The organism is Pantoea sp. B_9 (genome assembly GCF_008632015.1).
Taxonomy (GTDB): domain Bacteria; phylum Pseudomonadota; class Gammaproteobacteria; order Enterobacterales; family Enterobacteriaceae; genus Pantoea; species Pantoea dispersa.
In genome coordinates, this window is the sequence record NZ_VWVL01000001.1 from 229,916 (window position 1) to 253,004 (window position 23,089).

The 23,089-nt window shown below is 53.1% G+C and carries 21 protein-coding genes; 15 read left to right on the forward strand and 6 right to left on the reverse strand.

Going from position 1 to position 23,089, the window contains the following annotated elements:
- Positions 1–770: 770 nt before the first annotated feature.
- Complete coding sequence (locus F3I21_RS01125; RefSeq protein ID WP_150057977.1) at positions 771–959, forward strand: hypothetical protein; 189 nt, start codon at positions 771–773, stop codon at positions 957–959.
- Positions 960–986: 27 nt separating this feature from the next.
- On the opposite strand, the gene F3I21_RS01130 is transcribed toward F3I21_RS01125, so the two are convergent.
- Complete coding sequence (locus tag F3I21_RS01130; RefSeq protein WP_150057978.1) at positions 987–2,666, reverse strand: tyrosine-type recombinase/integrase; 1,680 nt, start codon at positions 2,664–2,666, stop codon at positions 987–989.
- A gap of 112 nt (positions 2,667–2,778) precedes the next feature.
- Between F3I21_RS01130 and rluB the strand changes: the two genes are divergently transcribed.
- Positions 2,779–3,657, forward strand: a complete 879-nt coding sequence (gene rluB, locus F3I21_RS01135; protein ID WP_021510110.1) for a 23S rRNA pseudouridine(2605) synthase RluB — start codon at positions 2,779–2,781, stop codon at positions 3,655–3,657.
- 33 nt (positions 3,658–3,690) lie between these two features.
- Here the strand turns inward: rluB and cobO are convergent, their stop codons facing one another.
- A complete protein-coding gene (cobO, locus tag F3I21_RS01140) occupies positions 3,691–4,278 on the reverse strand; it encodes a cob(I)yrinic acid a,c-diamide adenosyltransferase (RefSeq protein ID WP_150057980.1) in 588 nt (195 codons plus the stop codon).
- Positions 4,275–5,039, reverse strand: a complete 765-nt coding sequence (locus F3I21_RS01145; RefSeq protein WP_021510112.1) for a YciK family oxidoreductase — start codon at positions 5,037–5,039, stop codon at positions 4,275–4,277. Before F3I21_RS01145 ends, cobO begins: the two co-directional genes overlap by 4 nt.
- Before the next feature lie 174 nt (positions 5,040–5,213).
- Between F3I21_RS01145 and sohB the strand changes: the two genes are divergently transcribed.
- Positions 5,214–6,260: a protease SohB gene (sohB, locus tag F3I21_RS01150; RefSeq protein WP_058758624.1), complete on the forward strand. Its 1,047-nt coding sequence runs from the start codon at positions 5,214–5,216 to the stop codon at positions 6,258–6,260.
- A gap of 27 nt (positions 6,261–6,287) precedes the next feature.
- On the opposite strand, the gene F3I21_RS01155 is transcribed toward sohB, so the two are convergent.
- Complete coding sequence (locus F3I21_RS01155; RefSeq protein ID WP_150057982.1) at positions 6,288–6,536, reverse strand: YciN family protein; 249 nt, start codon at positions 6,534–6,536, stop codon at positions 6,288–6,290.
- A 370-nt stretch (positions 6,537–6,906) separates the two neighbouring features.
- Here F3I21_RS01155 and topA point away from each other — a divergent pair, with 370 nt between their 5' ends.
- From topA to acnA, 5 genes are all read left to right on the forward strand, one after another.
- Complete coding sequence (gene topA / locus F3I21_RS01160) at positions 6,907–9,504, forward strand: type I DNA topoisomerase (RefSeq protein ID WP_058774627.1); 2,598 nt, start codon at positions 6,907–6,909, stop codon at positions 9,502–9,504.
- A gap of 192 nt (positions 9,505–9,696) precedes the next feature.
- Complete coding sequence (gene cysB, locus F3I21_RS01165) at positions 9,697–10,671, forward strand: HTH-type transcriptional regulator CysB (RefSeq protein ID WP_021510116.1); 975 nt, start codon at positions 9,697–9,699, stop codon at positions 10,669–10,671.
- Positions 10,672–11,163: 492 nt separating this feature from the next.
- The gene (locus tag F3I21_RS01170) at positions 11,164–11,322 is read left to right on the forward strand and encodes a YmiA family putative membrane protein (RefSeq protein ID WP_071813666.1); all 159 of its coding nucleotides are present in this window, start codon (positions 11,164–11,166) and stop codon (positions 11,320–11,322) included.
- Positions 11,323–11,325: 3 nt separating this feature from the next.
- Complete coding sequence (locus F3I21_RS23135; RefSeq protein WP_021314644.1) at positions 11,326–11,502, forward strand: hypothetical protein; 177 nt, start codon at positions 11,326–11,328, stop codon at positions 11,500–11,502.
- Between the two features lie 437 nt (positions 11,503–11,939).
- On the forward strand, positions 11,940–14,621 hold the full coding sequence (gene acnA / locus F3I21_RS01175; protein WP_150057984.1) for an aconitate hydratase AcnA: 2,682 nt from the start codon (positions 11,940–11,942) through the stop codon (positions 14,619–14,621).
- Between the two features lie 86 nt (positions 14,622–14,707).
- Here the strand turns inward: acnA and ribA are convergent, their stop codons facing one another.
- Positions 14,708–15,301 carry a GTP cyclohydrolase II gene (gene ribA / locus F3I21_RS01180; RefSeq protein ID WP_058758620.1) on the reverse strand — a complete coding sequence of 198 codons (594 nt, stop codon included), beginning with the start codon at positions 15,299–15,301 and terminating at the stop codon, positions 14,708–14,710.
- Positions 15,302–15,531: 230 nt separating this feature from the next.
- Between ribA and pgpB the strand changes: the two genes are divergently transcribed.
- From pgpB to yciH, 5 genes are all read left to right on the forward strand, one after another.
- Positions 15,532–16,296: a phosphatidylglycerophosphatase B gene (pgpB, locus tag F3I21_RS01185; protein WP_058758619.1), complete on the forward strand. Its 765-nt coding sequence runs from the start codon at positions 15,532–15,534 to the stop codon at positions 16,294–16,296.
- A gap of 126 nt (positions 16,297–16,422) precedes the next feature.
- Positions 16,423–16,728, forward strand: coding sequence for a LapA family protein (locus F3I21_RS01190; protein ID WP_058771279.1), 306 nt, complete (start codon positions 16,423–16,425; stop codon positions 16,726–16,728).
- 6 nt (positions 16,729–16,734) lie between these two features.
- Positions 16,735–17,904, forward strand: a complete 1,170-nt coding sequence (gene lapB / locus F3I21_RS01195) for a lipopolysaccharide assembly protein LapB (protein ID WP_021505949.1) — start codon at positions 16,735–16,737, stop codon at positions 17,902–17,904.
- Between the two features lie 205 nt (positions 17,905–18,109).
- Positions 18,110–18,817, forward strand: a complete 708-nt coding sequence (gene pyrF, locus F3I21_RS01200; protein ID WP_150057986.1) for an orotidine-5'-phosphate decarboxylase — start codon at positions 18,110–18,112, stop codon at positions 18,815–18,817.
- Positions 18,817–19,140 (forward strand): stress response translation initiation inhibitor YciH, encoded by a 324-nt coding sequence (gene yciH / locus F3I21_RS01205; protein WP_021505951.1) that lies wholly within the window; start codon positions 18,817–18,819, stop codon positions 19,138–19,140. Before pyrF ends, yciH begins: the two co-directional genes overlap by 1 nt.
- 69 nt (positions 19,141–19,209) lie before the next feature.
- Here the strand turns inward: yciH and osmB are convergent, their stop codons facing one another.
- Positions 19,210–19,425 carry an osmotically-inducible lipoprotein OsmB gene (gene osmB, locus F3I21_RS01210; protein WP_150057988.1) on the reverse strand — a complete coding sequence of 72 codons (216 nt, stop codon included), beginning with the start codon at positions 19,423–19,425 and terminating at the stop codon, positions 19,210–19,212.
- Positions 19,426–19,905: 480 nt separating this feature from the next.
- Here osmB and F3I21_RS01215 point away from each other — a divergent pair, with 480 nt between their 5' ends.
- Together F3I21_RS01215 and araD are read left to right on the forward strand one after the other, a co-directional pair.
- The gene (locus F3I21_RS01215; protein ID WP_150057990.1) at positions 19,906–21,984 is read left to right on the forward strand and encodes an Ig-like domain-containing protein; all 2,079 of its coding nucleotides are present in this window, start codon (positions 19,906–19,908) and stop codon (positions 21,982–21,984) included.
- A gap of 221 nt (positions 21,985–22,205) precedes the next feature.
- Positions 22,206–22,904: an L-ribulose-5-phosphate 4-epimerase gene (gene araD, locus F3I21_RS01220; RefSeq protein ID WP_150057992.1), complete on the forward strand. Its 699-nt coding sequence runs from the start codon at positions 22,206–22,208 to the stop codon at positions 22,902–22,904.
- Positions 22,905–23,089 lie beyond the last annotated feature (185 nt).

Sequence of the window (23,089 nt, forward strand, 5' to 3'; positions counted from 1 at the left end):
TGGCCTGATATCGCGCCACAGGCGCAATATTGTCTTTTCGCCCACAAATGGAGGCGTCCAGCCTCTGAAAGGCCCTGAAGGTCAAAAGAGCGTAAACAGGCAAATCAGCCTGAAGTTATCCACAGGAGGATTTCGTTATTCACAGGCTAACCGTGAATACAGTTATCTCTCGATGATGTGCTCAAGGCGGGGGAGAAGAGTGCGGAAAGTGGTGCTCTTATGCCTTCATTGATATGTAATCACTAAAAGAAAAGAGGTCTGGCCTGTTTCTTAGTTGTTAAATAAGGGCGCATTACAGGTAATATGTTAAATACGCACTGTATAAACCCCTGTATAATCACGCATGACCCTTTGTCGTATCAACAATCTTTTATATCCTCACTATAAGCCCCTCAGAGAGTCTTTAACCCAATGGTAATGGGGTAGGGCGGGCGTAAGTAAGAACGCCTAACAGAGGTTCGCACAGAGTTAATACGGGATAGACACTCTCGATATTTGAGAATAACAATCATTATCATTTTAGGGGTGAGTTTCTGTGCCTAACAGCTATATCGAAACACAGTGATATTTTGTCTTACTCACATATCTTTCCCCTTTGATGCACGAATGCAGGGTAAATAGTGTGAGAAATGACACGATACCATCTAGCCACAATCCTAAAGAGTAACACTCAAAGAAAAACAAACATAACCTATTGAAAATGATCATTTTATGATCAATCATCAGATCGTTTTCGGGGGCATATCCCCGTGTTGATCGGGTGAATGATAATGCTTAAAGATGATGAGTCTCATCCTGTGACATTCGCTTTCATGGGCCATACAGTTACGGCCTTTCCAACTTTTATCTTGGTGGATGGAATTAAGATCAGCCGTTCCCAACTGACATTCAGCTTTCAATTAGCTTTAGCAAAAGCGATGCGGGAGAGTGAGGAAAAGGGACGTGCAGAAGGCCAATAGAAAACCCCGCGCTGTGGCGGGGCATATTTATGGTAGGGAGTCCACAACCGGCAGTAGGTCTTTTAGTGGCGGTGTATGAGTGTAACGGGCTGTTATGCCCAACCCTTGTGACTGGCTATGTCCCACTACGAATTGGACCAGTGAATAGTTCCCAACTGTGGCGATAGCATTAGTGATGAACGTATGCCTTAATGAGTGAACCCGCCTCTTTAGACCGAACTCATTCAGATCAGGGATCTGTAGCTCCTTCATCATATCTACCCAATCAAGCGTAATGCTGGTGTAGTTGGGGAGGTTGCCAAATACAAGGTCTGAATCCTTGATCGAGGCGATTTGCTTCAATAGCCCGGTCTCAATACTTTTGTGGATTGGCACCTTACGCCGCGAATGTTCAGTTTTCCCACCATCTATAAAGATATACCAGCGTCCTGTTTCATCATCCTGTCTGATGTGTTCCTTTTTCAAATCGGCTATTTCAGAACGCCTGGCACCGGTATAAATGAGCGTCAGGAAATACCACTTACGCCAATTGTGTTCATCCATACCAAAGAATTTGTCTTTCAGGCGCTTAAGCTCGCTGGCTGTATAGTGCCCGCCACGGTTAGGTTTCACCTCATATGTGATCCCTTCAGTAGGAGATTTTTCAAGAATATCTTTCTGATCAACAAGGTAAGTTTTCAGGATAGAGCGCCATAGCTTCAGGTGCTTGTGTACATGCTCAGAGGTAATCAGATCATCCTCTGGTGCGTCATACTCGATGCACTCCGATAAACTCATTCTGGAATATGGTAATTTTGTTCTGGTGGGTAAGTTTGCCGTTATCTCAATCGATTCTCTAATTTGCTGTTTGGTGATCTGGTTCACCGGGATATCACCAACAACATGATTCAAAACCTCATAGAACCGCTGATTCTCGTTAGCCGTTTGTTTACGCCATTTCTGCCCCTTATCCCTCACATACCCATTCCAGGCCTCAGATAAGGTCATACAGGAGGTAGTAGGGGCCTCTGAGAGGGAATCTTTAGCTTGTTCCTTAATCTTCTTAGCTTTTGTGGGGGCTGGTGGCTCCCGTGCCTGTTCTGCTTCCTGTAGTTGCGCTTTCATGGCATCCACTAACTGACGATAGCGTGCAAGCTCACCGGAATAAAACGCATGATAAGCCTGTGACATCAGAGCCTGACTCATATCTACCTGACTTGCTACGGCGTCTAGCTGGTCAAGGTCAGCTTCCCCTACCTCCAACTGCTTCAGTTTGAGGGCGGCAAGCATGGATCTGGCGGTCATATCATTACCACTGTACATATTCCCTGTGTAGTGGTCAGCGTATCCTTTGGCCTCTGTGGCTGTCTCCTGTGGGGATAACGGCTGGCCTGTGAGTTGCTTGCGCATTCTTCCCAGCTCAGGAAGCCTTTGAGCCTCTTCAACACCGCCACGTAGCCAGTTAAGAAGGTATTCATCAAAATCCTTTTTGGTGGCAGTTCTGAAGCCCTGTAAGCGGCGTTTGAACTCATCCACGCCCATAGAACCATTTTGAACCAGAGGGATGAAAGGGCGCACCTGATTCATGAGGATTTCGGCTTGTTTATAGCTGTCTGTGCCTAGAGAAATACGAACTAAACTAGTTGAATCATTTAGCCTAAAGTTCGTGTAGTATGTGCGGCCACGAATCATCGTGTGTGACAGTTTGTGTGACACATTGTTTGCCATGCTGTGTACCGTAAAATGGTTACATATCATATGGTTAGCCATGAATCATCGCTAAACCATTGTTTTATAGAAGTATATCTGACGTCTGGGAAGGCGACAACGAGGCAGCTCCATGAGCGAGAAATTACAAAAAGTATTAGCGCGCGCCGGACACGGTTCGCGCCGTGAAATCGAAGCAATGATTTCAGCCGGACGCATCAGCGTCGATGGCAAACTGGCGACGCTGGGCGATCGCATCGAAAATGACAAAACCCTGAAAATCCGTATTGATGGCCATCTGGTATCGATTGCTGAATCGGCCACCGAGGTGTGTCGCGTACTGGCGTATTACAAACCGGAAGGTGAGCTGTGCACGCGCAACGATCCGGAAGGGCGCCCAACGGTATTTGATCGTCTGCCGCGCCTGCGCGGTTCACGCTGGATTGCCGTCGGCCGTCTGGATGTGAACACCTGCGGTCTGATGTTGTTCACCACCGACGGTGAGCTGGCCAACCGCCTGATGCACCCAAGCCGCGAAGTTGAGCGTGAATACGCGGTGCGCGTATTTGGTGAAGTGGATGACGAAAAAGTGCGTCAGCTGAGCAAGGGCGTGCAGCTGGAAGACGGTCCGGCAGCGTTCAAAACCATCAAATTTGCTGGCGGCGAAGGCATTAACCAGTGGTACAACGTCACCCTGACGGAAGGGCGTAACCGTGAGGTGCGTCGTCTGTGGGAAGCGGTTGGCGTGCAGGTAAGCCGTCTGATGCGCGTGCGCTACGGCGATATTCAGCTGCCAAAAGGGCTGCCACGCGGCGGCTGGATGGAGATGGAACTGCCGGCGGTCAACTACCTGCGTAAGCTGGTGGGACTGCCGGAAGAGACGGTGACCAAAGTGGCGGTCGAGAAAGATCGTCGCCGCACCAAAGCGAACCAAATCCGCCGGGCGGTGAAACGCCATAGCGCGGTAAGCAATAACAGCCCGCGTCGCAACAACACCAAACGCGGTGCCTGATGCTCCCCGACGCCGCGCCTGCGGCGTCCGTTTTTACCAGTCGATTCCCTGCTGTGCCTGAATGCCAGCGTCAAACGCGTGTTTGACCGGACGCATTTCGCTGACGGTATCCGCCATCTCCAGTAACATGCGGTGACAGCCGCGCCCGGTAATGATCACACTTTGCTGCGGCGGACGCTGCTGCAGTGCAGCGATCAGCTCATCCAGATCGAGATAATCCATACTCACCATGTAGGTGATTTCATCGAGTATCACCAGATCCAGCGACGCGTCTTGCAGCATGCGTCTGGCGTGTTGCCACACCTGCTGGCAGGCGGCCGTATCGCTGGCACGGTTTTGCGTCTCCCAGGTAAAGCCGGTGGCCATCACCTGAAACTCCACGCCGTGCTGCGCCAGCAGATTGCGTTCGCCGTTAGGCCATTCACCCTTAATAAACTGCACGGCAGCCACGTTTTTACCGTGGCCACAGGCGCGCAGCGCGGTGCCAAAAGCGGCGGTGGTTTTACCTTTGCCGTTGCCGGTAAACACCATCAGGATGCCGCGCGTTTCGGTGGCGGCGGCGATGCGGGCGTCAACCTGTTCTTTCAGCCGCTGCTGGCGTTGCTGGTGACGACCGCTCATGCGCTGGCCGGTCCCGGCTTGCGCCCCGGTTGTGCATCGTAGCTGATGCCGGTTTTACGGCGGCTGTCATCGCCCATCAGATAGAGGTAGAGCGGCATCAGGTCGGCCGGGGTTTTCAGCAGGCTGGCATTCTCCTCCGGGAAGGCGCTGGCGCGCATTTTGGTGCGCGTGCCGCCCGGATTGATGCAGTTCACCCGCAGATGGCGGTTTTTATACTCATCGGCCAGCACCTGCATCATGCCTTCGGTGGCGAATTTCGACACGGCATACGCGCCCCAGCCCGCGCGGCCGGTGCGGCCCACGCTGGAGGTGGTGAACACCAGCGAACCGGCGTCGGATTTTAGCAGCAGCGGCAGCAGCGCCTGCGTTAAATAGAAGGTGGCGTCGAGGTTGATTTGCATCACCTGCTGCCAGACCGCCGGATCGAGTTCCGCCAGCGGCACGATCTCACCGAGAATGCCAGCGTTATGCAGCACGCCATCCAGCCGCGGCACCAGCGCGGCAACCTGTTGCGCCAGCTGCTGGCAGCTTTCCGGTGTGGCGTGCGCCAGATCCAGCAGCAGCGTAGCGGCGGGCTGTTTATTGAGCTGATTAATCGCCTCAGCGGTTTGCTGTAGCGTAGTGGCATTGCGGCCGAGCAGAATCACGCGCGCACCGTAGCGCGCATAGGTCAGGGCGGCTTCGCGGCCGATGCCGTCGGAAGCGCCGGTCACGAGAATGATGCGATTGTCCAGCAGGTCGCTTTTCGGTTGATAATGCACAGCGATGTCCTTTGCAGGTCAGAGGGTTTTTTGGCTTTATGCCTCAATTTGGCGCAAGGTGCAATCGCCGCAACGCGCATTCTGTGCCGCCTGCCGGCATTTCAGGCGACGAATGACATCAAAGCGGGTAAACTCAGGGTTTGACTGTAATTCACTGTTTAATAAGGCGGCAGAATGGATTTACTCTCCAGCTATGGATTATTTCTGGCCAAGGCCGTCACCGTCGTGGTGGCGATCGCAGCTATTGTACTGATTGTGCTCAATGCCGCGCTGCGTAAACGTCACAGCGGCGGTCAGCTGCGCTTAACCCATCTTGACGAAGCCTATCGCGAGATGAAAGAGGACCTGCAGCTGGCGAAGATGAAGCCGCAGGCGCAGAAAGTGTGGCTGAAGCAGCATAAGAAAGAAGAGAAACAGAAAGCTAAAGCCGAAAAGCGCAATGCCAAAGCCGGTGTGACTGAAGCGGCGAAGCCGACTCTCTATGTGCTGGAGTTCAAAGGCAGTATGGACGCCGGTGAAGTCAGCTCGCTGCGCGAAGAGATCTCCGCAGTGCTGGCGGTGGCTCAGCCGGGTGATGAAGTGCTGCTGCGGCTGGAAAGTCCCGGTGGCGTGGTGCACGGCTATGGCCTGGCCGCGTCGCAGCTACAACGTCTGCGTGATGCGGGGCTGCAGCTGACCGCGGTAGTGGATAAAGTTGCCGCCAGCGGTGGCTACATGATGGCCTGCGTTGCGGATCGCATCGTGGCGGCGCCGTTCTCCATCATTGGTTCCATCGGCGTGGTGGCGCAAATCCCTAACTTTAATCGTCTGCTGAAGCGCAACGACATTGATGTGGAGCTGCACACTGCCGGCCAGTACAAGCGTACGCTGACGCTGTTTGGTGAGAATACCGAGGAAGGGCGGGAGAAGTTTCAGGAAGACCTGAATGAAACCCATCAGCTGTTTAAAGATTTTGTGCATCAGATGCGTCCGGCGCTGGATCTGGACAAAGTGGCGACGGGCGAACACTGGTATGGCCGTCAGGCGCTGGATCTGGGGCTGATTGATGAGATTGGTACCAGCGATGCGCTGATCATTGCGCGCATGGACCGTTTTAGCGTGCTGGGCGTGCACTTCGCGCGCAAGAAAAAGATGATTGATCGCGTGACCCACAGTGCCAGCGTGGCAGCCGAGCGGCTGATTCTGAAAATCTGGCAGCGCGGTGATAAACCGCTGTTGTGAACCAACCCGGCGCAGGCCGGGTTTTTTTTATGCCAGGTGATACTGCGCGGAGAGCACCACGGCAAGGTGCTTAAACACGTTAAACACCGCTGTGGTTTTGGCGGTCGGCAACCCTTCATCGTCGAGGAACCACGGGCCGCGAAACACCAGAACCTCGCCCTGCTGAATCACCTCAGTGGCTTCCATCCCAGCAAAATATTCATCGTGCTGCTGAATGCGCTGATTAGCGATTTCCAGTAGCGCCTGGCGTGAAATGGATTCCGTTGCTGCTGACATTTTTCACCTCTTTTTTGACAGCGAATTTTCTCCTTCTATATTACTTGCCTGTCGGTGCGTTCAGCAAATCAGCGTTCGGTCAGAAAACTGGCGAGAAATTAAACAGAATGCTAATTAAGTTGCGTAACAGATTTTATCAGGTAGAGTGTGGGCGATTCAGCTTTCAGGGAGATCACACCAGGATGTGTGATACCGTCAGACGGAAAACTCGCTCTTAATCATCAAGTTGCAAATGCCGATGCAATCTGACCAGAGATTGTCCCCGCTGGCTTGAAAAGCAAAAAGTCAGCAGCAATATTGAACCCATTGGGTTTTGGGGCTGCCAATCCTCTCCCGTTTATCAGGACGTTTCAATTAGGTAAAGGTACATATGGGTAAAGCACTCGTCATCGTTGAGTCCCCGGCAAAGGCCAAAACAATCAATAAATACCTCGGTAATGACTACGTGGTGAAATCCAGCGTCGGTCATATCCGTGATTTGCCGACCAGTGGTTCAACGGCCCGTAAAAGTGCCGACGGGGAAAAGGCGAAAACCGGCAAGAAAGTAAAGAAAGATGAAAAGGCCGCGCTGGTCAATCGCATGGGTGTTGACCCGTGGCACGGCTGGGAAGCGGACTACCAGATTCTGCCCGGCAAGGAAAAAGTCGTCTCCGAACTGAAGAACCTGGCTGCCGATGCCGACCACATCTATCTCGCAACCGACCTTGACCGCGAAGGGGAAGCCATTGCCTGGCACCTGCGGGAAGTGATCGGTGGCGATGACAAACGCTTCAGCCGCGTGGTGTTTAACGAAATCACCAAAAATGCGATTCGTCAGGCGTTCGAGAAGCCAGGCGAACTGAATATTGAGCGCGTCAATGCGCAGCAGGCGCGTCGTTTTATGGACCGTGTGGTGGGCTATATGGTCTCGCCGCTGCTGTGGAAAAAAATTGCCCGTGGCCTGTCGGCCGGACGCGTGCAGTCGGTTGCCGTGCGCCTGGTGGTGGAGCGCGAGCGCGAAATCAAAGCCTTCGTACCGGAAGAGTACTGGGAAATTGACGCCGATCTGTCGACGCCGAAAGGCGATGCACTGGCGGTCAGGGTGACGCATCAGGGCGATAAAGCGTTCCGCCCGGTTAACCGCGAGCAAACCGAAGCGGCCGTGGCCATCCTGGAAAAGGCGCGTTACGCGGTTCTGGATCGTGAAGACAAGCCGACCAGCAGCAAACCGTCGGCACCGTTTATCACCTCGACGCTGCAGCAGGCGGCGAGCACCCGCCTTGGTTTTGGCGTGAAGAAAACCATGATGATGGCACAGCGTCTGTATGAAGCCGGTCACATCACCTATATGCGTACCGATTCCACCAACCTGAGTCAGGATGCGGTGGCGATGGCGCGTGGCTACGTGGAGAAAAAATTCGGTAAGAACTACCTGCCGGATGCGCCCAACACCTACGCCAGCAAAGAGAATTCTCAGGAAGCGCACGAAGCGATTCGTCCTTCTGATGTCAACGTTGCCGCCGAGCAGTTGAAGGATATGGAAGCGGATGCGCAGAAGCTGTATCAGCTGATCTGGCGCCAGTTCGTGGCCTGCCAGATGGTGCCTGCGCAATATGATTCCACCACGCTGACCGTCGGCGCGGCAGATTTCAAACTGAAAGCGAAAGGGCGTACGCTACGTTTCGACGGCTGGACCAAAGTGATGCCGGCGCTGCGTAAAAATGATGAAGATTTGACGCTGCCGCCGGTGAACGTGGGCGACACGCTGGATCTGAAATCCCTGCTGCCGGGCCAGCACTTTACCAAGCCGCCGGCGCGCTTCAGCGAAGCTTCGCTGGTACGCGAGCTGGAGAAGCGTGGCATTGGCCGCCCGTCTACCTATGCTTCGATCATTTCCACCATTCAGGATCGCGGTTACGTGCGGGTGGAAAACCGCCGTTTCTACGCCGAGAAGATGGGTGAGATTGTTACCGATCGTTTGGAAGAGAACTTCCGTGAGCTGATGAATTATGATTTCACCGCGCACATGGAAGACAGTCTCGACCAGGTTGCGAATAACGAAGCGCAATGGAAAGCGGTGCTGGATTCATTCTTCAGTGATTTCAGCCAGCAGCTGGAGCAGGCGGAGAAAGATCCGGAAGAGGGCGGCATGCAGCCGAACCAGATGGTGCTGACCTCCATCGACTGCCCAACCTGCGGACGCAAAATGGGGATTCGTACCGCCAGCACCGGCGTGTTCCTGGGCTGTTCCGGTTATGCACTGCCGCCGAAAGAGCGCTGCAAGCAGACCATTAACCTGATCCCGGAAAACGAAGTGCTTAACGTGCTGGAAGGCGATGATGCCGAAACCAACGCGCTGCGCGCCCGTCGTCGCTGCCAGAAGTGCGGCACCGCGATGGACAGCTACCTGATCGACAACGGCCGTAAACTGCACGTCTGTGGTAATAACCCGGAGTGTGACGGTTATGAAATCGAACAGGGTGAATTCCGTATTAAAGGTTATGACGGTCCGATTGTTGAGTGCGAAAAATGTGGCTCTGAAATGCACCTGAAGATGGGGCGTTTTGGTAAGTACATGGCCTGTACTAACGACGAGTGTAAAAATACCCGTAAGATTCTGCGCAACGGCGAAGTCGCGCCGCCGAAAGAAGATCCGGTACCGCTGCCGGAGCTGCCGTGCGAGAAATCGGATGCGTATTTTGTGCTGCGTGACGGAGCTGCGGGCGTGTTCCTGGCCGCTAACACCTTCCCGAAATCGCGTGAAACCCGTGCGCCGCTGGTGGAAGAGCTGCAGCGCTTTGCTGACCGTCTGCCGGAGAAACTGAAATATCTGGCCGAAGCGCCGGCAGTGGATCCGGAAGGCAATAAAACGCTGGTGCGTTTTAGCCGTAAGACTAAACAGCAGTATGTTGCCTCAGAAAAAGAGGGCAAAGCGACTGGCTGGTCAGTTTTCTATATCGACGGTAAGTGGCAGGAAGCGAAGAAGTAATCCCCCTGGAGGCCAGCTTTCGCTGGCCTTTTTCCCATCCTTATAGCTAATCGTTCTACATTCTTACGTTAACTGATATAGTAGTTATAGCTTATTGCATTTTGCTGACTCGCTTTCCCTCATTATTACGCCATCAGGGCGGATACACGCCTGCAGGGAATGCACCTCTGTCGCTATCGGGAAGATATAACTATGAAATTGCAGCAGTTGCGTTACATCGTTGAAGTCGTTAACCACAACCTCAATGTCTCCTCCACGGCAGAGGGGCTGTATACCTCGCAACCGGGCATCAGTAAGCAGGTGCGCATGCTGGAAGATGAGCTGGGCGTGCAGATTTTTGCCCGCAGCGGCAAACATCTGACGCAGGTGACGCCAGCGGGTGAAGAGATTATCCGTATTGCCCGCGAAGTTTTGTCCAAAGTGGATGCGATCAAATCGGTTGCCGGTGAACACACCTGGCCAGATAAAGGATCGCTGTACGTGGCCACGACCCACACTCAGGCGCGTTATGCACTGCCTGGTGTAATCAAAGGCTTTATCGAACGCTATCCGCGCGTTTCCCTGCATATGCATCAGGGCTCGCCCACACAAATTGCTGAGGCGGTCTCCAAAGGCAATGCCGATTTCGCCATTGCCACCGAAGCGCTGCACCTGTACGACGACTTGATTATGCTGCCGTGCTATCACTGGAACCGCGCCATTGTGGTCACACCGGATCATCCGCTGGCGGGGAAATCCAATGTGTCGATTGAGGAGCTGGCTGATTTCCCGCTGGTGACTTACACCTTTGGTTTTACCGGCCGCTCAGAACTGGATACTGCGTTTAACCGTGCCGGTTTAACGCCGCGTATTGTTTTTACCGCAACCGATGCCGACGTGATCAAAACCTATGTGCGTTTAGGCCTGGGGGTTGGGGTGATTGCCAGCATGGCGGTGGACCCGGTTTCCGATCCGGATTTGGTGCGCATTGAAGCTTCAGAAATCTTCACCAATAGCACCACCAAGATTGGTTTCCGGCGCAGCACCTTCCTGCGCAGCTATATGTATGATTTCATTCAGCGCTTCGCACCGCATCTGACGCGAGACGTGGTGGACGCCGCTGTGGCGCTGCGCTCAAACGAAGATATCGAAGCGATGTTCCGCGATATCAAGCTTCCTTTCAGGTAATCACGTAACTCATTATTTTTGCGGGATGTCCAGCGACTTCCCGCACACCTCCCGCCGCTTAGCACCAGCAGAACCTCAAAAAATTCCATTATTTTTTTGTAAATGAAACATGCGTCACATGTTTTTTCATTGTTATTTATTAAATGCGAATCAGTACACAATTTTTACTTTGCCGCTTTGCGGACTGCCAGGAATATTCCCATACTCCAGTTAAAAGCTGATGAGAAAGGGCTTTTTAACTGGCTCGTTAAATTAAACTCAAATTTAGAGTGGATCTAATTTTGGTTTAAGCCAAATTTACAATGTAACTATTAAATTAATAGTTTGCAGCGTGCTTAAATTTATCTCATCAGTTTTGGCGGTTTTGATAAATAGCGTTAATCGTTGTGCTCAATAAAAATAACTGGATTTTTGGACTTAACAAGTTTAGGATTCGTCCTAAATCTTCATCGTTGTTATCAATCGTTTTATTGAGAGTGATTATCAAAAACTATGACTACGAGATTAACTGTACAACCGGACTTCCGGGCTAAAAGCACCAAGGTAGAGCGTTCAGGTAACATCCGTCGCAAAGCCTGGTTGACTGTCTTCGCTGCTTCAGCACTGTTCTGGGTAGTGGTGGCGTTAATGATTTGGCGTATGTGGGGTTAAGCCATGTGGGCAAATACACTCAGTCGTAAATATCCGGTCGCTGCGCGTCAGCCCAAAGCACCGGTGTGCAAAGCCAAAGAAGCGCCTGCTGAACCGCAAGTGGCAATCCCGGCTTCCTGGGAACTGAGTGAACAGCAGCGCAGCTTTATTGAATCATTCATGGATCCGAAGTCTAAATAACGCAGTCTGCGTCCAATTCTTATTAAGACATACTGTCGCGCATTTTTACCGGACTCTCCGGTGGGCACGTTAAAAGCCCGTCCTTTAACACTCAGCATCTAAAAAAACGGTGTCATCAGTACAACGCTGAAGACGATGGCTTTTTGTTGCCCGCGATCCGGGAGGAGTGACAGATGAATACCACAACTTTTTCATGGCTCAGCGTTTATGCCTTCTCAATGGCCTTTTGGGCTGCGGCCGTCTGGGCCGTCCTGTAATTCGCTAATCCTGCCAGTTAACGCTTTCTGAATGCCCTGACTTTTGTCAGGGCATTTTTCGTTGCGGTTTTGTGTGTCAATTCGTGTTGTTATCAAAACGTTAACGAAAATGTGGTCTATCTTTAAGCTAAACCTTGCACTCTCTGAGGTTTAGCAGAAGAGCCCATAAAAGGAGGAGTTATGTCGTTAACGTTACGTGAGCAGAGTCAGGATGCGCTGGAAGTAGGGGCAAAAAAATATCATTACTACAGCTTGCCGAAAGCCGCTCAGCAGGTCGGTGATATCGATCGCTTACCAAAATCCCTCAAGGTTCTGCTGGAAAACCTGCTGCGCTGGCAGGATGAAGATTCCGTAACGGCAGCAGATATTCAGGCGCTGGTGGCGTGGCAGCAAACTGCACATGCCGATCGCGAAATTGCTTATCGTCCGGCGCGCGTATTAATGCAGGATTTCACCGGCGTACCGGCCGTGGTTGACCTGGCGGCGATGCGTGAAGCCGTTAAGCGGCTGGGCGGTGATGTGGCGAAAGTTAACCCGCTGTCACCGGTCGATCTGGTGATTGACCACTCGGTCACGGTCGACCATTTTGGCGATGACGATGCGTTTGAAGAAAACGTGCGCCTGGAGATGGAACGCAACCACGAACGCTACGTTTTCCTGCGCTGGGGGCAAAAAGCCTTTAACCGTTTCCGCGTCGTGCCGCCGGGCACCGGTATCTGTCATCAGGTCAATCTGGAGTACCTCGGTAAAGCCATCTGGCATGAAACGCTGGACGGCAAAGAAGTGGCTTATCCGGATACGCTGGTCGGCACCGATTCCCATACCACCATGATTAACGCCCTGGGCGTGCTTGGCTGGGGCGTGGGCGGCATTGAAGCTGAAGCCGCCATGCTGGGCCAGCCGGTTTCGATGCTGATTCCCGATGTGGTGGGTTTCAAGCTGACCGGCAAACTGCGCCCCGGTATCACCGCCACCGACCTGGTATTAACCGTGACGCAGATGCTGCGCAAGCATGGGGTGGTCGGTAAGTTTGTCGAATTCTATGGTGACGGACTGGCCGATCTGCCGCTGGCGGATCGCGCAACCATCGCCAACATGGCACCAGAATATGGCGCAACCTGCGGTTTCTTCCCGATTGATGAAGTAACGCTCAGCTACATGACGCTCACCGGGCGCGATGCGCAGCAGGTTGAGCTGGTGGAAGCCTATGCAAAACAGCAGGGGCTGTGGCGTAACCCGGGCGATGAGCCCATCTTTACCAGCACGCTGGCGCTGGATATGGCCGAGGTTGAGTCGAGCCTCGCCGGTCCGAAACGTCCGCAGGACCGCGTCTCCCTCGGCGACGTACCGGCGGCCTTTGACGCCAGTAACGAGCTGGAAGTGAATCACGCGCAGAAGCCGCATAAAACGGTCAGCTATCTGGACAGTGAAACCGGCGACCGCATCCAGCTGGATGATGGCGCCGTGGTGATCTCCGCGATTACGTCCTGTACTAACACCTCCAACCCCAGCGTCTTAATGGCGGCTGGCCTGCTGGCGAAAAAAGCCGTCGAGCGCGGGCTGATGCGTAAACCCTGGGTTAAAGCCTCGCTGGCACCAGGATCAAAAGTGGTGTCCGACTATCTCGCCGTGGCGCAACTGACCCCGTATCTTGATGAGCTGGGCTTTAACCTGGTGGGTTACGGTTGCACCACCTGCATCGGTAACTCCGGCCCGCTGCCGGATGAGATCGAAAGCGCGATCAAAGAGGGCGATTTGACGGTGGGTGCCGTGTTGTCCGGCAACCGCAACTTCGAAGGGCGCATCCATCCGCTGGTGAAAACCAACTGGCTGGCGTCTCCGCCGCTGGTGGTGGCGTATGCGCTGGCGGGCAACATGAAGATCAACCTGCAGACTGATCCGATCGGTCAGGATCAGCAGGGCAATGACGTCTATCTGAAGGACATCTGGCCATCGCCGGAAGAGATTGCCGCATCGGTGCAGAAAGTTACCAGCGACATGTTCCATAAAGAGTACGCCGAGGTGTTCGACGGCACGCCCGAGTGGCAGCAGATCAAAGTCAGCGAAGCCGCCACCTATGACTGGGACGAAGGCTCCACCTATATTCGTCTGTCTCCGTTCTTTGACGATATGGAAAAAACACCCCAGCCGGTGCAGGACATTCACGGCGCGCGCATCCTGGCGATGCTCGGTGATTCGGTGACGACCGACCATATCTCCCCGGCTGGCAGCATTAAAGCGGAAAGTCCGGCGGGGCGTTATCTGCTGGCGCACGGCGTTGAGCGTAACGACTTCAACTCGTATGGTTCTCGACGCGGCAACCACGAAGTCATGATGCGCGGTACTTTCGCTAACATCCGTATTCGCAACGAAATGGTGCCTGGTGTCGAGGGCGGTTATACCCGGCACTATCCGAGCCAGGAACAGCTGGCTATCTACGATGCGGCGATGAAGTATCAGGAGGAGGGCGTGCCGCTGGCAGTGATCGCCGGGAAAGAGTACGGCTCCGGATCCAGCCGCGACTGGGCGGCGAAAGGTCCGCGTCTGCAGGGCGTGCGCGTGGTGATTGCCGAATCGTTCGAGCGTATTCACCGCTCTAACCTTATCGGCATGGGTATTTTACCGCTGGAATTCCCGGCGGGCGTAACGCGTAAGACGCTGCAGCTGACCGGGGAAGAGCGTATCGACGTGGCAAATCTGGCGCAGCTGCAGCCCGGTTGCAGCGTCCCGGTAACGCTGACGCGGGCTGACGGCAGTCAGCAGACGCTGGATACTCGTTGTCGTATCGATACCGGTAATGAGCTGACCTATTACCAGAACGACGGCATCCTGCATTACGTGATACGCAATATGCTCAACTAAAAAACAAAGCCGGGCATGCCCGGCTTTATTAATTGACGCTGAATATGCATGACGCGAGGGCGCTATGGCGTGCGCGCACCGCCGCGTTACGATTTCGGCAGCAGATGTCCCATCTTCTCGGCTTTCGTATCGAGATAGTGCGCATTTTTCGGGTTACGGCCAACGATCAGCGGCACGCGCTCAACGATATTGATACCCGCTTCTGACAGGATCTCCACTTTGCGCGGATTGTTGGTCAGCAAACGCACTTCATTAATGCCCAGCAGTTTAAACATGTCGGCGCACAGGGTGAAATCACGCTCATCGGCGGCAAAGCCCAACTGATGGTTTGCTTCCACCGTGTCGTAGCCTTTGTCCTGCAACGCATAGGCGCGAATTTTGTTCAGCAGCCCGATGTTACGGCCTTCCTGACGATGGTACAGCAGCACGCCGCGTCCTTCTTCCGCAATGGCGGTCAGCGCCGCTTCCAGCTGGAAGCCGCAGTCGCAGCGCAGGCTGAACAGCGCATCGCCGGTAAGACATTCGGAGTGGACGCGCGCCAGCACCGGATTGTGATCGCTAATATCACCATAAACCAGCGCGACGTGGTCGTGGCCGGTTGCCAGTTCTTCAAAACCAACCATCAGGAAATCTCCCCATGGCGTGGGCAGTTTGGCTTCTGCTACCCGTTTCAGCTGCATGTGACTCTCCAGAACCTTCAGAGGATGCGCTATCATCATGATAACGCACGGGCCCGACTGGCCCGACGAAACTGCCGATATTGTGCCACAACCTGAACCAGGGCCGCTAATCAGTCAGAGTGATTGTAGTGATAAAGCACAATTATCTAAGCCGCAACGGGTATGTTATTCTTTTTTCAACTAAAGTTATGCAATACGCCTGTCAGGTCGGGAAACAATAAAGGGACAAGATGTTAAAAATTGTGCAACGCACCACGCTGGGCGCGTTTTTATTACTGCTGATGCCACTGGGCGTATGGCTTTCCGGCTGGCAGTGGCAACCGGGGGAGAGCGGGCATCTGTTGCGCGTGCTGTTCTGGATCACCGAAACCGTCACCAGTCCGTGGGGCACGCTGACCAGCCTGATTCTGAGCGGCTGGGTATTGTGGTGCCTGCGCTTTCGCCTCCGGCCGGCCATTCTGTTATTGATTATCATGAACGGCGCGATTCTTGCTGGTCAGTCGACCAAAACCTTTATTAAAGAGCAGGTGCAGGAGCCGCGGCCGTATGTGGTCTGGCTTGAGCACAGCCACGGCGTCAACGAACAGCAGTTTTATCAGCTGAAACGGCAGCAGCGCGGCGAAATGGTGTCCGCCTTGCTCGCCAATGATACAAAGCTGCCCGCCTGGTTAAAAAATCACTGGGCGTTTGAAACGGGCTTTGCTTTTCCGTCTGGCCACACCATGTTTGCCGCCAGCTGGGCGCTGCTGGTGATTGGCCTGTTATGGCCGCGCCGGCATATTGTTACGGTGGTGGTGCTGTTTGTCTGGGCTACGCTGGTCATGGGCAGCCGGCTGGTACTGGGCATGCACTGGCCGCGCGATCTGGTGGTCGCGACGCTAATCTCGTGGCTGCTGGTGACGCTGGCAACCTGGCTGGCGCAGCGCTTTTGTGGCCCGCTCAGCGTGCCGCCGGAAGAGCAGCGTGAGATTGCCGGGCGCGATGACGGATTGTAATTTCTCCCTTTGCCCCCATATGATTGATTGTACTTGCAGAAAGGGCACTAACTGCTGCGCGGATAAGCAGCAACGGCGGCACTTTTTTGGCATACTCTACCGGATAACCTCACGACAGGACGCATTGTGAAATATTTGCTGATTTTTCTCGTGGTTTTGGTCATTTTCATCATCTCCGTCACGCTCGGAGCGCATAATGACCAGATTGTCACCTTCAACTATCTGCTGGCGCAGGGCGAATTCCGCATTTCAACCTTGCTGGCCTGCCTGTTTGGTGCCGGATTTTTGCTGGGCTGGGCGATCTGTGGCCTGTTCTGGCTGCGCATTCGTGTTTCGCTGGCGCATGCACAGCGCAAACTGAAACGTATGCAGGCGCAAAATGAACAATCTGCTGCGGTAAATAGCACCTCCACTGCAGTGCGTCGGGATTAATGTTCGATGCTTGAATTGCTGTTTCTGCTTCTTCCTGTCGCGGCGGCGTACGGCTGGTATATGGGCCGCCGCAGTGCGCAACAGGATAAGCAACAGGAAGCTAACCGTCTGTCACGCGAATACGTGGCAGGGGTCAACTTTCTCCTTTCTAATCAGCAGGATAAAGCGGTCGATCTGTTCCTCGATATGTTGAAAGAGGACAGCGGCACCGTTGAAGCCCACCTGACGCTCGGTAACCTGTTCCGTTCGCGCGGCGAAGTCGACCGCGCCATCCGCATCCACCAGTCGTTAATGGAAAGCGCGTCGCTTACCTACGATCAGCGTTTGCTGGCTATCCAGCAGCTGGGACGCGACTACATGGCCGCCGGCTTGTACGATCGCGCCGAAGACATGTTCAGTCAGCTGATCGATGAAACCGATTTTCGTATCAGCGCGCTGCAGCAACTGCTGCTGATTCATCAGGCGACCAGCGACTGGCAGAAAGCCATCGAAGTGGCGGAACGGCTGGTAAAACTCGGCAAAGATAAGCAAAAGGGCGAAATCGCCCATTTCTACTGCGAGCTGGCGCTGCAGGCGCTGAGCAGTGACGACCTCGATCGTGCCATGAACCTGTTGAAAAAGGGTGAAGCGGCCGACCACCAAAGCGCGCGCGTTTCCATCATGATGGGACGTATCCTGATGGAGCAGGGCGAATACGCGAAAGCGGCGCAGCGGCTGCAGCGCGTGCTGGAGCAGGACAAAGAACTGGTGAGCGAAACGCTGCCGATGCTGGAAACCTGCTATCAGCGACTGGAGCAGCCTGACAGCTGGGCGCAGTTCCTGCAACGCTGCGTTGAAGAGAACACCGGTGCTGCGGCGGAACTCTATCTGGCGGACATTCTGGAGCAGCAGCAGGGGCCGGAAGCGGCACAGCTCTACATTAACCGTCAGCTGCAGCGTCATCCCACCATGCGCGTGTTCCATCGTCTGATGGATTTCCACCTGCATGAGGCAGAAGATGGCCGCGCCAAAGAGAGTCTGATGGTGCTGCGCGACATGGTTGGCGAACAGATTCGTACTAAACCGCGCTACCGCTGCCAGAAGTGCGGCTTCACCGCGCACGCGCTCTACTGGCACTGCCCATCGTGTCGCGCCTGGTCTTCCGTTAAACCGATTCGCGGACTCGACGGCCAGTAAGCTGGCCGCGTTCGGTAATTATTTACAACGCATAATAGTTACAACATACTAATAGAGTAATTATCATCGACGCTTCAGCACTGTGCACCACCTCGTCGATCAGCACGGCAATCGCCGTCGCAACGTTGTCGTGGCCGGGTTGCACGGGTAGAATGCTTGCCGTTTGTCCATCGCGCCTGCGGGTGCCAGCCTCTGAGGAAACGTTATGCCTGTTACTCAATCACCGATTCTGGTGGCACTCGACTATCATGATCTCAATAGCGCACTGCAGTTCGTTGACCGTATCGATCCGGGCCAGTGCCGTCTGAAAGTGGGTAAAGAGATGTTTACCCTGTTTGGACCGTCGCTGGTGAAGACGTTGCAGGCGCGCGGTTTTGAGGTATTCCTCGATCTCAAATTTCATGACATCCCGAACACGACGGCGCATGCGGTCGCGGCGGCAGCAGATCTCGGCGTGTGGATGGTCAACGTGCATGCCAGCGGCGGGGCGCGGATGATGAATGCGGCACGCGAAGCGCTGCTGCCGTTTGGCAGTGATGCGCCGTTGCTGATTGCGGTGACGGTGCTGACCAGCATGGATGAAGACGATCTCAAAGGTCTTGGCATCACTTTATCGCCGGCGCAGCAGGCTGAACGTCTGGCACGACTGACGCGCGAATGTGGCCTTGATGGCGTGGTGTGCTCGGCGCAGGAAGCCGCGCACTTTAAACAGGTTATCGGGCAGGATTTCGCGCTGGTTACGCCGGGTATTCGCCCGGCGGGTAGCGAGGCCGGCGATCAGCGTCGCATCATGACGCCGCAGCAGGCACAACAGGCCGGCGTGGATTACATGGTGATTGGGCGACCGATCACCCAATCTGCCGATCCGGCGCAGACGCTGCAGCAAATCCTGCACAGTTTACAGGAGGGCTAATGGCTCAGGACAATCCGCTGGTTTACTCCACCGAAACCGGCCGTATTACGCATAGCGAAGAGAAACCGCAGCGACCGAAAGGCGATGGCATCGTGCGCATTCAGCGCCAGACCAGCGGGCGTAAAGGTAAAGGCGTGTGCCTGATTACCGGTATCGATCTCGATGATGACGCGCTGGCAAAGCTGGCGGCCGAGCTTAAGAAGAAGTGCGGCTGCGGCGGGGCGCTGAAAGAGGGCGTGATTGAGATTCAGGGCGATAAGCGCGATTTGCTTAAAACGCTGCTGGAAGCCAAAGGCATGAAGGTTAAACTGGCGGGCGGTTAATGAAAGCGGGCCACGCAAGGTGGCCCGATGTGACGTAGATGCGCTGCGTAGCCTGCTACAATATTATTATTAATCAACCTGATGGCCAATAATGCCGCCCACCGCAGCGCCACCGACGGTACCCAGCGCGCTGCCGTTGGTGAGCACCGATCCACCAATAGCACCGGCACCGGCGCCAATCGCCGTGTTGCGGTCACGTTTTGACCAGTTGGAACAGCCGCTCAGGGCCACCACTAACGTCGTTGCCAGCACGGCAACCGTCACGCGTTTCATTGTTTTAGTCATGGACATCTCCTTGATGGTTTGCTCAGAGGCAACTCGTTAAGTATAGATGTTACGCCCTGAAGTTGTTCGCCCGATGCACTCAGGCGATGCTTTTCCTTCAGCCTGCACGCTGGCGCGCAACCCTTTACGCGCGTTGTTCACGCTGCTGGCAAAGACCATTTTGGTACCGCCGCAGGCTTGAGATAATTCTAGGCGTAAGCGGATGTGTATGCAGAAAGAAAACTCTGAAATCCCGACTCAACTCTGGGGGGTTGATATCAGGATTTCTGGATAAGTCATTGATATATAAGTGATTGACTGATAATCTTTATACGCTGAAATATTCATTTTCCCTTCGCCGGGCCTGCTATCGACGACATCATTTAGAAAGATAATTTATTAGTTGGGAATTTTCTTATTTAGAGACAATTCTGATAAGCCGAAAATTCTTCTATGGTCAAAATGCCTCTTTCTCATTGATGTGACTTAAGAGGCTTAACCATGGAAATATTAAAATTCGAAGAGGTTGAATATCTGGAGCGAGATACAAATCATCCTGTTTTTTCTGGGGAGGTCCCTTCGGAAATTGGCAAGGGTGGTTTAATGTTCATTACAATAGGCAATAAGACCTATACTACAGAAATTAACCCTGCCACTGGGAAATGGAGTTGGGAACCTCCAGAGCCTATAGAAGATGGTAATTATAATATGGCTTTTCAAACCATGGATAAAGCGGGTAATCCTAGTATACCCACCTTGCGCACGTTGATTGTAGATACCACGCCCCCCCTGGTGCCTGAATTAATTTTAATGTATGACGATCAGGGACAGGAAACAGGCATGTTGAAATCTGGAGATATTACGGATGATCGACGACCAACACTGACCGGATTTGCACAAAAAAACACGATTGTTTACCTCAAAGATGGCGACAGGATAATTGGTAGTACAAAAGTGGATGATAATGGTGTCTGGACGCTTGAACCTATGAAGGATTTAAGCAACGGCAAACACAATCTGACACTGCAAGCAAAAGAGCTCTTCGCTAAAAAGGAACGTATCAGTGAAATATCAACGCCATTTGAACTCATTATTGAAGGCAACCCTGTCAGCTCCCCAATTATTTCAGGCATAACGGATAATGTGGGCACGTTACAGGGGGCCATAGATAATGGAGGTGTCACTGATGATCAGCATCCAACTGTAAATGGTACTGCTGAACCTGGAAATATTATTACTTTATATATTGATGGCAAAGGCGTTGGTAGCACACGCGCTGATGCTAATGGTTTATGGTCTATTACCACAGCCAGTTCTTTGCTGGACGGCGTTCATAACATCCACGCTGTTGCCAGTAATGATGAAGGAGAAAATAGTGAGGCGTCATCTGACTGGAGTATTCTGGTGGATACAATAATCAGTAAACCAGTCATTAATTCAGTTTATGATGATGCTGGTCAAAATCACGGCAATATTGCAAACGGTGGAAAGACTGACGATGTGAGGCCCACCCTGTCCGGAACCGCCGAAAAGGGCAGTGTGGTGGTAATTTATGACGGTCAAAATGTAGTAGGTTCTGTAATTTCTGATATCAATAACAACTGGATTTTTACACCATCAATCGATTTGAAAAATGGTGAGCATCAATTTCATGTTATTGCCACTGATGAAGCGGGAAATATCAGTCAACCCTCAGATAAGTGGAGCGTGAACGTAACGCCAGATACCATTATTAAGACACTCAATGAAGACTTTGAAAGTAAGAGTGAGGGTACTGTTGCAATAGGTACGCATTTCAATGGTTTTAAACTCATTAGTGATTCAGGCTTTGGTACGCCTCATATTAGTACTTTATATGGCAGTAAAACATTGACACTAAACAGAAGTTATTCGAATGATAATGGGTGGACTGCTTCCAGAACCAAATTTGAGTTTGATAATGAAGTGACTGAGTTTTCGATGGATGTGTTGTCGGTTAATGGAGCAAATGCAGTGGTTGTAAGGTATCTGGATGCCGCAGGGAAAGTTCTTTATAGCGAATATTTTTCCGGGCCCAATGTCGGGACAAGCTATAACACTTCTCGTTATTCTGGTGCGCCTGTCAAATTTTTTGAAGTTGAGGCGATCAGAGAAAACGGTGGTATTTGTTTAGATAATATCAAAATGACAGCTGCAATTCCTGCGAATGATATCCATGTAAATAACCAGATGCTGGATTTTGATGATTCTATTGTTAATTTGGCTGGTGAGTTTATTTCAGAAAAAATCGACGCTGATTTTTCTCACAATGAGGTTCGGCAGTTTGATTTACGTGTCAATATCGATGATGTGCTCACCAGGGGAACGGTGAGTAAGTTTATAGACGATGGGAAAAATCAGGTTCTCATTTCCGGCAATGAAACGCAAAAAATAGAATTATCAAACCTGTTGAAGGATGGGACTGATTTAAATGACTGGACGAAAGCAGCCGGAACCATCACTATCGCTGGAGAACAATATGAAGTTTATCAGCATAGCGGCAATGTCGATACTGAAGTCATTGTACAACAGGGGATAATTGTTGAGCTTAACAATTACTAACGGTTGATCGGTCCGATGTTTAGCCGTGATAAGGCAGACATCGGCACTGTCATCAACGAGGCGTTTTATCAATTCAGATCCACAATACATGGCTAATGCGCTAAACCCCACACTTTGCCCGCTTTAGCCACTTTCCGCTGCTAATCCAGCCATTCCCTCCATAACGTTTTTACCGGTGGCTCCGCACAATTCAGTAATGACTGTATGGCGGAGAAAACACAATGCTGGAAGCGCTGAAACAGCAGGTTCTGGAGGCCAATCTCGACCTGCCGCGTTACAACCTGGTGACCTTTACGTGGGGCAATGTCAGTGCGGTAGACCGCGAGCTCGGGCTGCTGGTGATCAAACCCTCGGGCGTTAAATATGAGCAGATGCAGCGCGACGACATGGTGGTGGTCGAACTGGAAAGCGGCAATGTCGTGGAGGGCCAGCTGCGGCCATCCTCGGATACCGCGACACACCGCGCACTGTATCAGGCGTGGCCGGAGATTGGCGGCATCGTGCATACCCATTCACGCCACGCCACCATCTGGGCGCAGGCGGGCAGGGACATCCCGGCGTGGGGCACCACGCACGCTGACGATTTCTATGGCACCATTCCCTGCACCCGCGCGATGCAACGGGCAGAGATTGAGCAGGAATATGAATGGCACACCGGCCAGGTCATCATTGAAACCTTTGCGCAGCGCGGCATCGAGCCCGGCGCGATTCCTGCTGCGCTGGTGAACTCCCACGGGCCTTTTGCCTGGGGTAAAGACGCACATAGCGCGGTGCACAGTGCGGTGGTGCTGGAAGAGGTGGCCTACATGGCGCTGCACACCGAGCAGCTGCGTGCCGAGTTGCCGCCTATCGCCCAGACCCTGCTTGACCTGCACTATCTGCGCAAGCACGGGAAGAACGCCTGGTACGGGCAAGGCTGAGCGCGTGATAATTTCTCAAGGCACCGGCGGGTGCCTTTTTTATTTAAGGGGATTGCGTGCCCGGACGAGACGAGGACTGTGAATGCTTCGTTTATTCACCATGCGTTAAGCGTTTTTATGCGCTTGCCGGCTGCTGCGCCGTCATTAAGTAAGCCCGCTAATCTTTCCTCAGGCAGGGGCTCGGG

Bases quoted from the DNA above. Each gene is read 5' to 3' on its own strand.
- F3I21_RS01125 (WP_150057977.1), top strand. From the start codon at position 771: ATGCTTAAAGATGATGAGTCTCATCCTGTGACATTCGCTTTCATGGGC.
- F3I21_RS01130 (WP_150057978.1), bottom strand. From the start codon at position 2,666: ATGGCAAACAATGTGTCACACAAACTGTCACACACGATGATTCGTGGC.
- rluB (WP_021510110.1), top strand. From the start codon at position 2,779: ATGAGCGAGAAATTACAAAAAGTATTAGCGCGCGCCGGACACGGTTCG.
- cobO (WP_150057980.1), bottom strand. From the start codon at position 4,278: ATGAGCGGTCGTCACCAGCAACGCCAGCAGCGGCTGAAAGAACAGGTT.
- sohB (WP_058758624.1), top strand. From the start codon at position 5,214: ATGGATTTACTCTCCAGCTATGGATTATTTCTGGCCAAGGCCGTCACC.
- F3I21_RS01155 (WP_150057982.1), bottom strand. From the start codon at position 6,536: ATGTCAGCAGCAACGGAATCCATTTCACGCCAGGCGCTACTGGAAATC.
- topA (WP_058774627.1), top strand. From the start codon at position 6,907: ATGGGTAAAGCACTCGTCATCGTTGAGTCCCCGGCAAAGGCCAAAACA.
- cysB (WP_021510116.1), top strand. From the start codon at position 9,697: ATGAAATTGCAGCAGTTGCGTTACATCGTTGAAGTCGTTAACCACAAC.
- F3I21_RS01170 (WP_071813666.1), top strand. From the start codon at position 11,164: ATGACTACGAGATTAACTGTACAACCGGACTTCCGGGCTAAAAGCACC.
- F3I21_RS23135 (WP_021314644.1), top strand. From the start codon at position 11,326: ATGTGGGCAAATACACTCAGTCGTAAATATCCGGTCGCTGCGCGTCAG.
- acnA (WP_150057984.1), top strand. From the start codon at position 11,940: ATGTCGTTAACGTTACGTGAGCAGAGTCAGGATGCGCTGGAAGTAGGG.
- ribA (WP_058758620.1), bottom strand. From the start codon at position 15,301: ATGCAGCTGAAACGGGTAGCAGAAGCCAAACTGCCCACGCCATGGGGA.
- pgpB (WP_058758619.1), top strand. From the start codon at position 15,532: ATGTTAAAAATTGTGCAACGCACCACGCTGGGCGCGTTTTTATTACTG.
- lapB (WP_021505949.1), top strand. From the start codon at position 16,735: ATGCTTGAATTGCTGTTTCTGCTTCTTCCTGTCGCGGCGGCGTACGGC.
- pyrF (WP_150057986.1), top strand. From the start codon at position 18,110: ATGCCTGTTACTCAATCACCGATTCTGGTGGCACTCGACTATCATGAT.
- yciH (WP_021505951.1), top strand. From the start codon at position 18,817: ATGGCTCAGGACAATCCGCTGGTTTACTCCACCGAAACCGGCCGTATT.
- osmB (WP_150057988.1), bottom strand. From the start codon at position 19,425: ATGACTAAAACAATGAAACGCGTGACGGTTGCCGTGCTGGCAACGACG.
- F3I21_RS01215 (WP_150057990.1), top strand. From the start codon at position 19,906: ATGGAAATATTAAAATTCGAAGAGGTTGAATATCTGGAGCGAGATACA.
- araD (WP_150057992.1), top strand. From the start codon at position 22,206: ATGCTGGAAGCGCTGAAACAGCAGGTTCTGGAGGCCAATCTCGACCTG.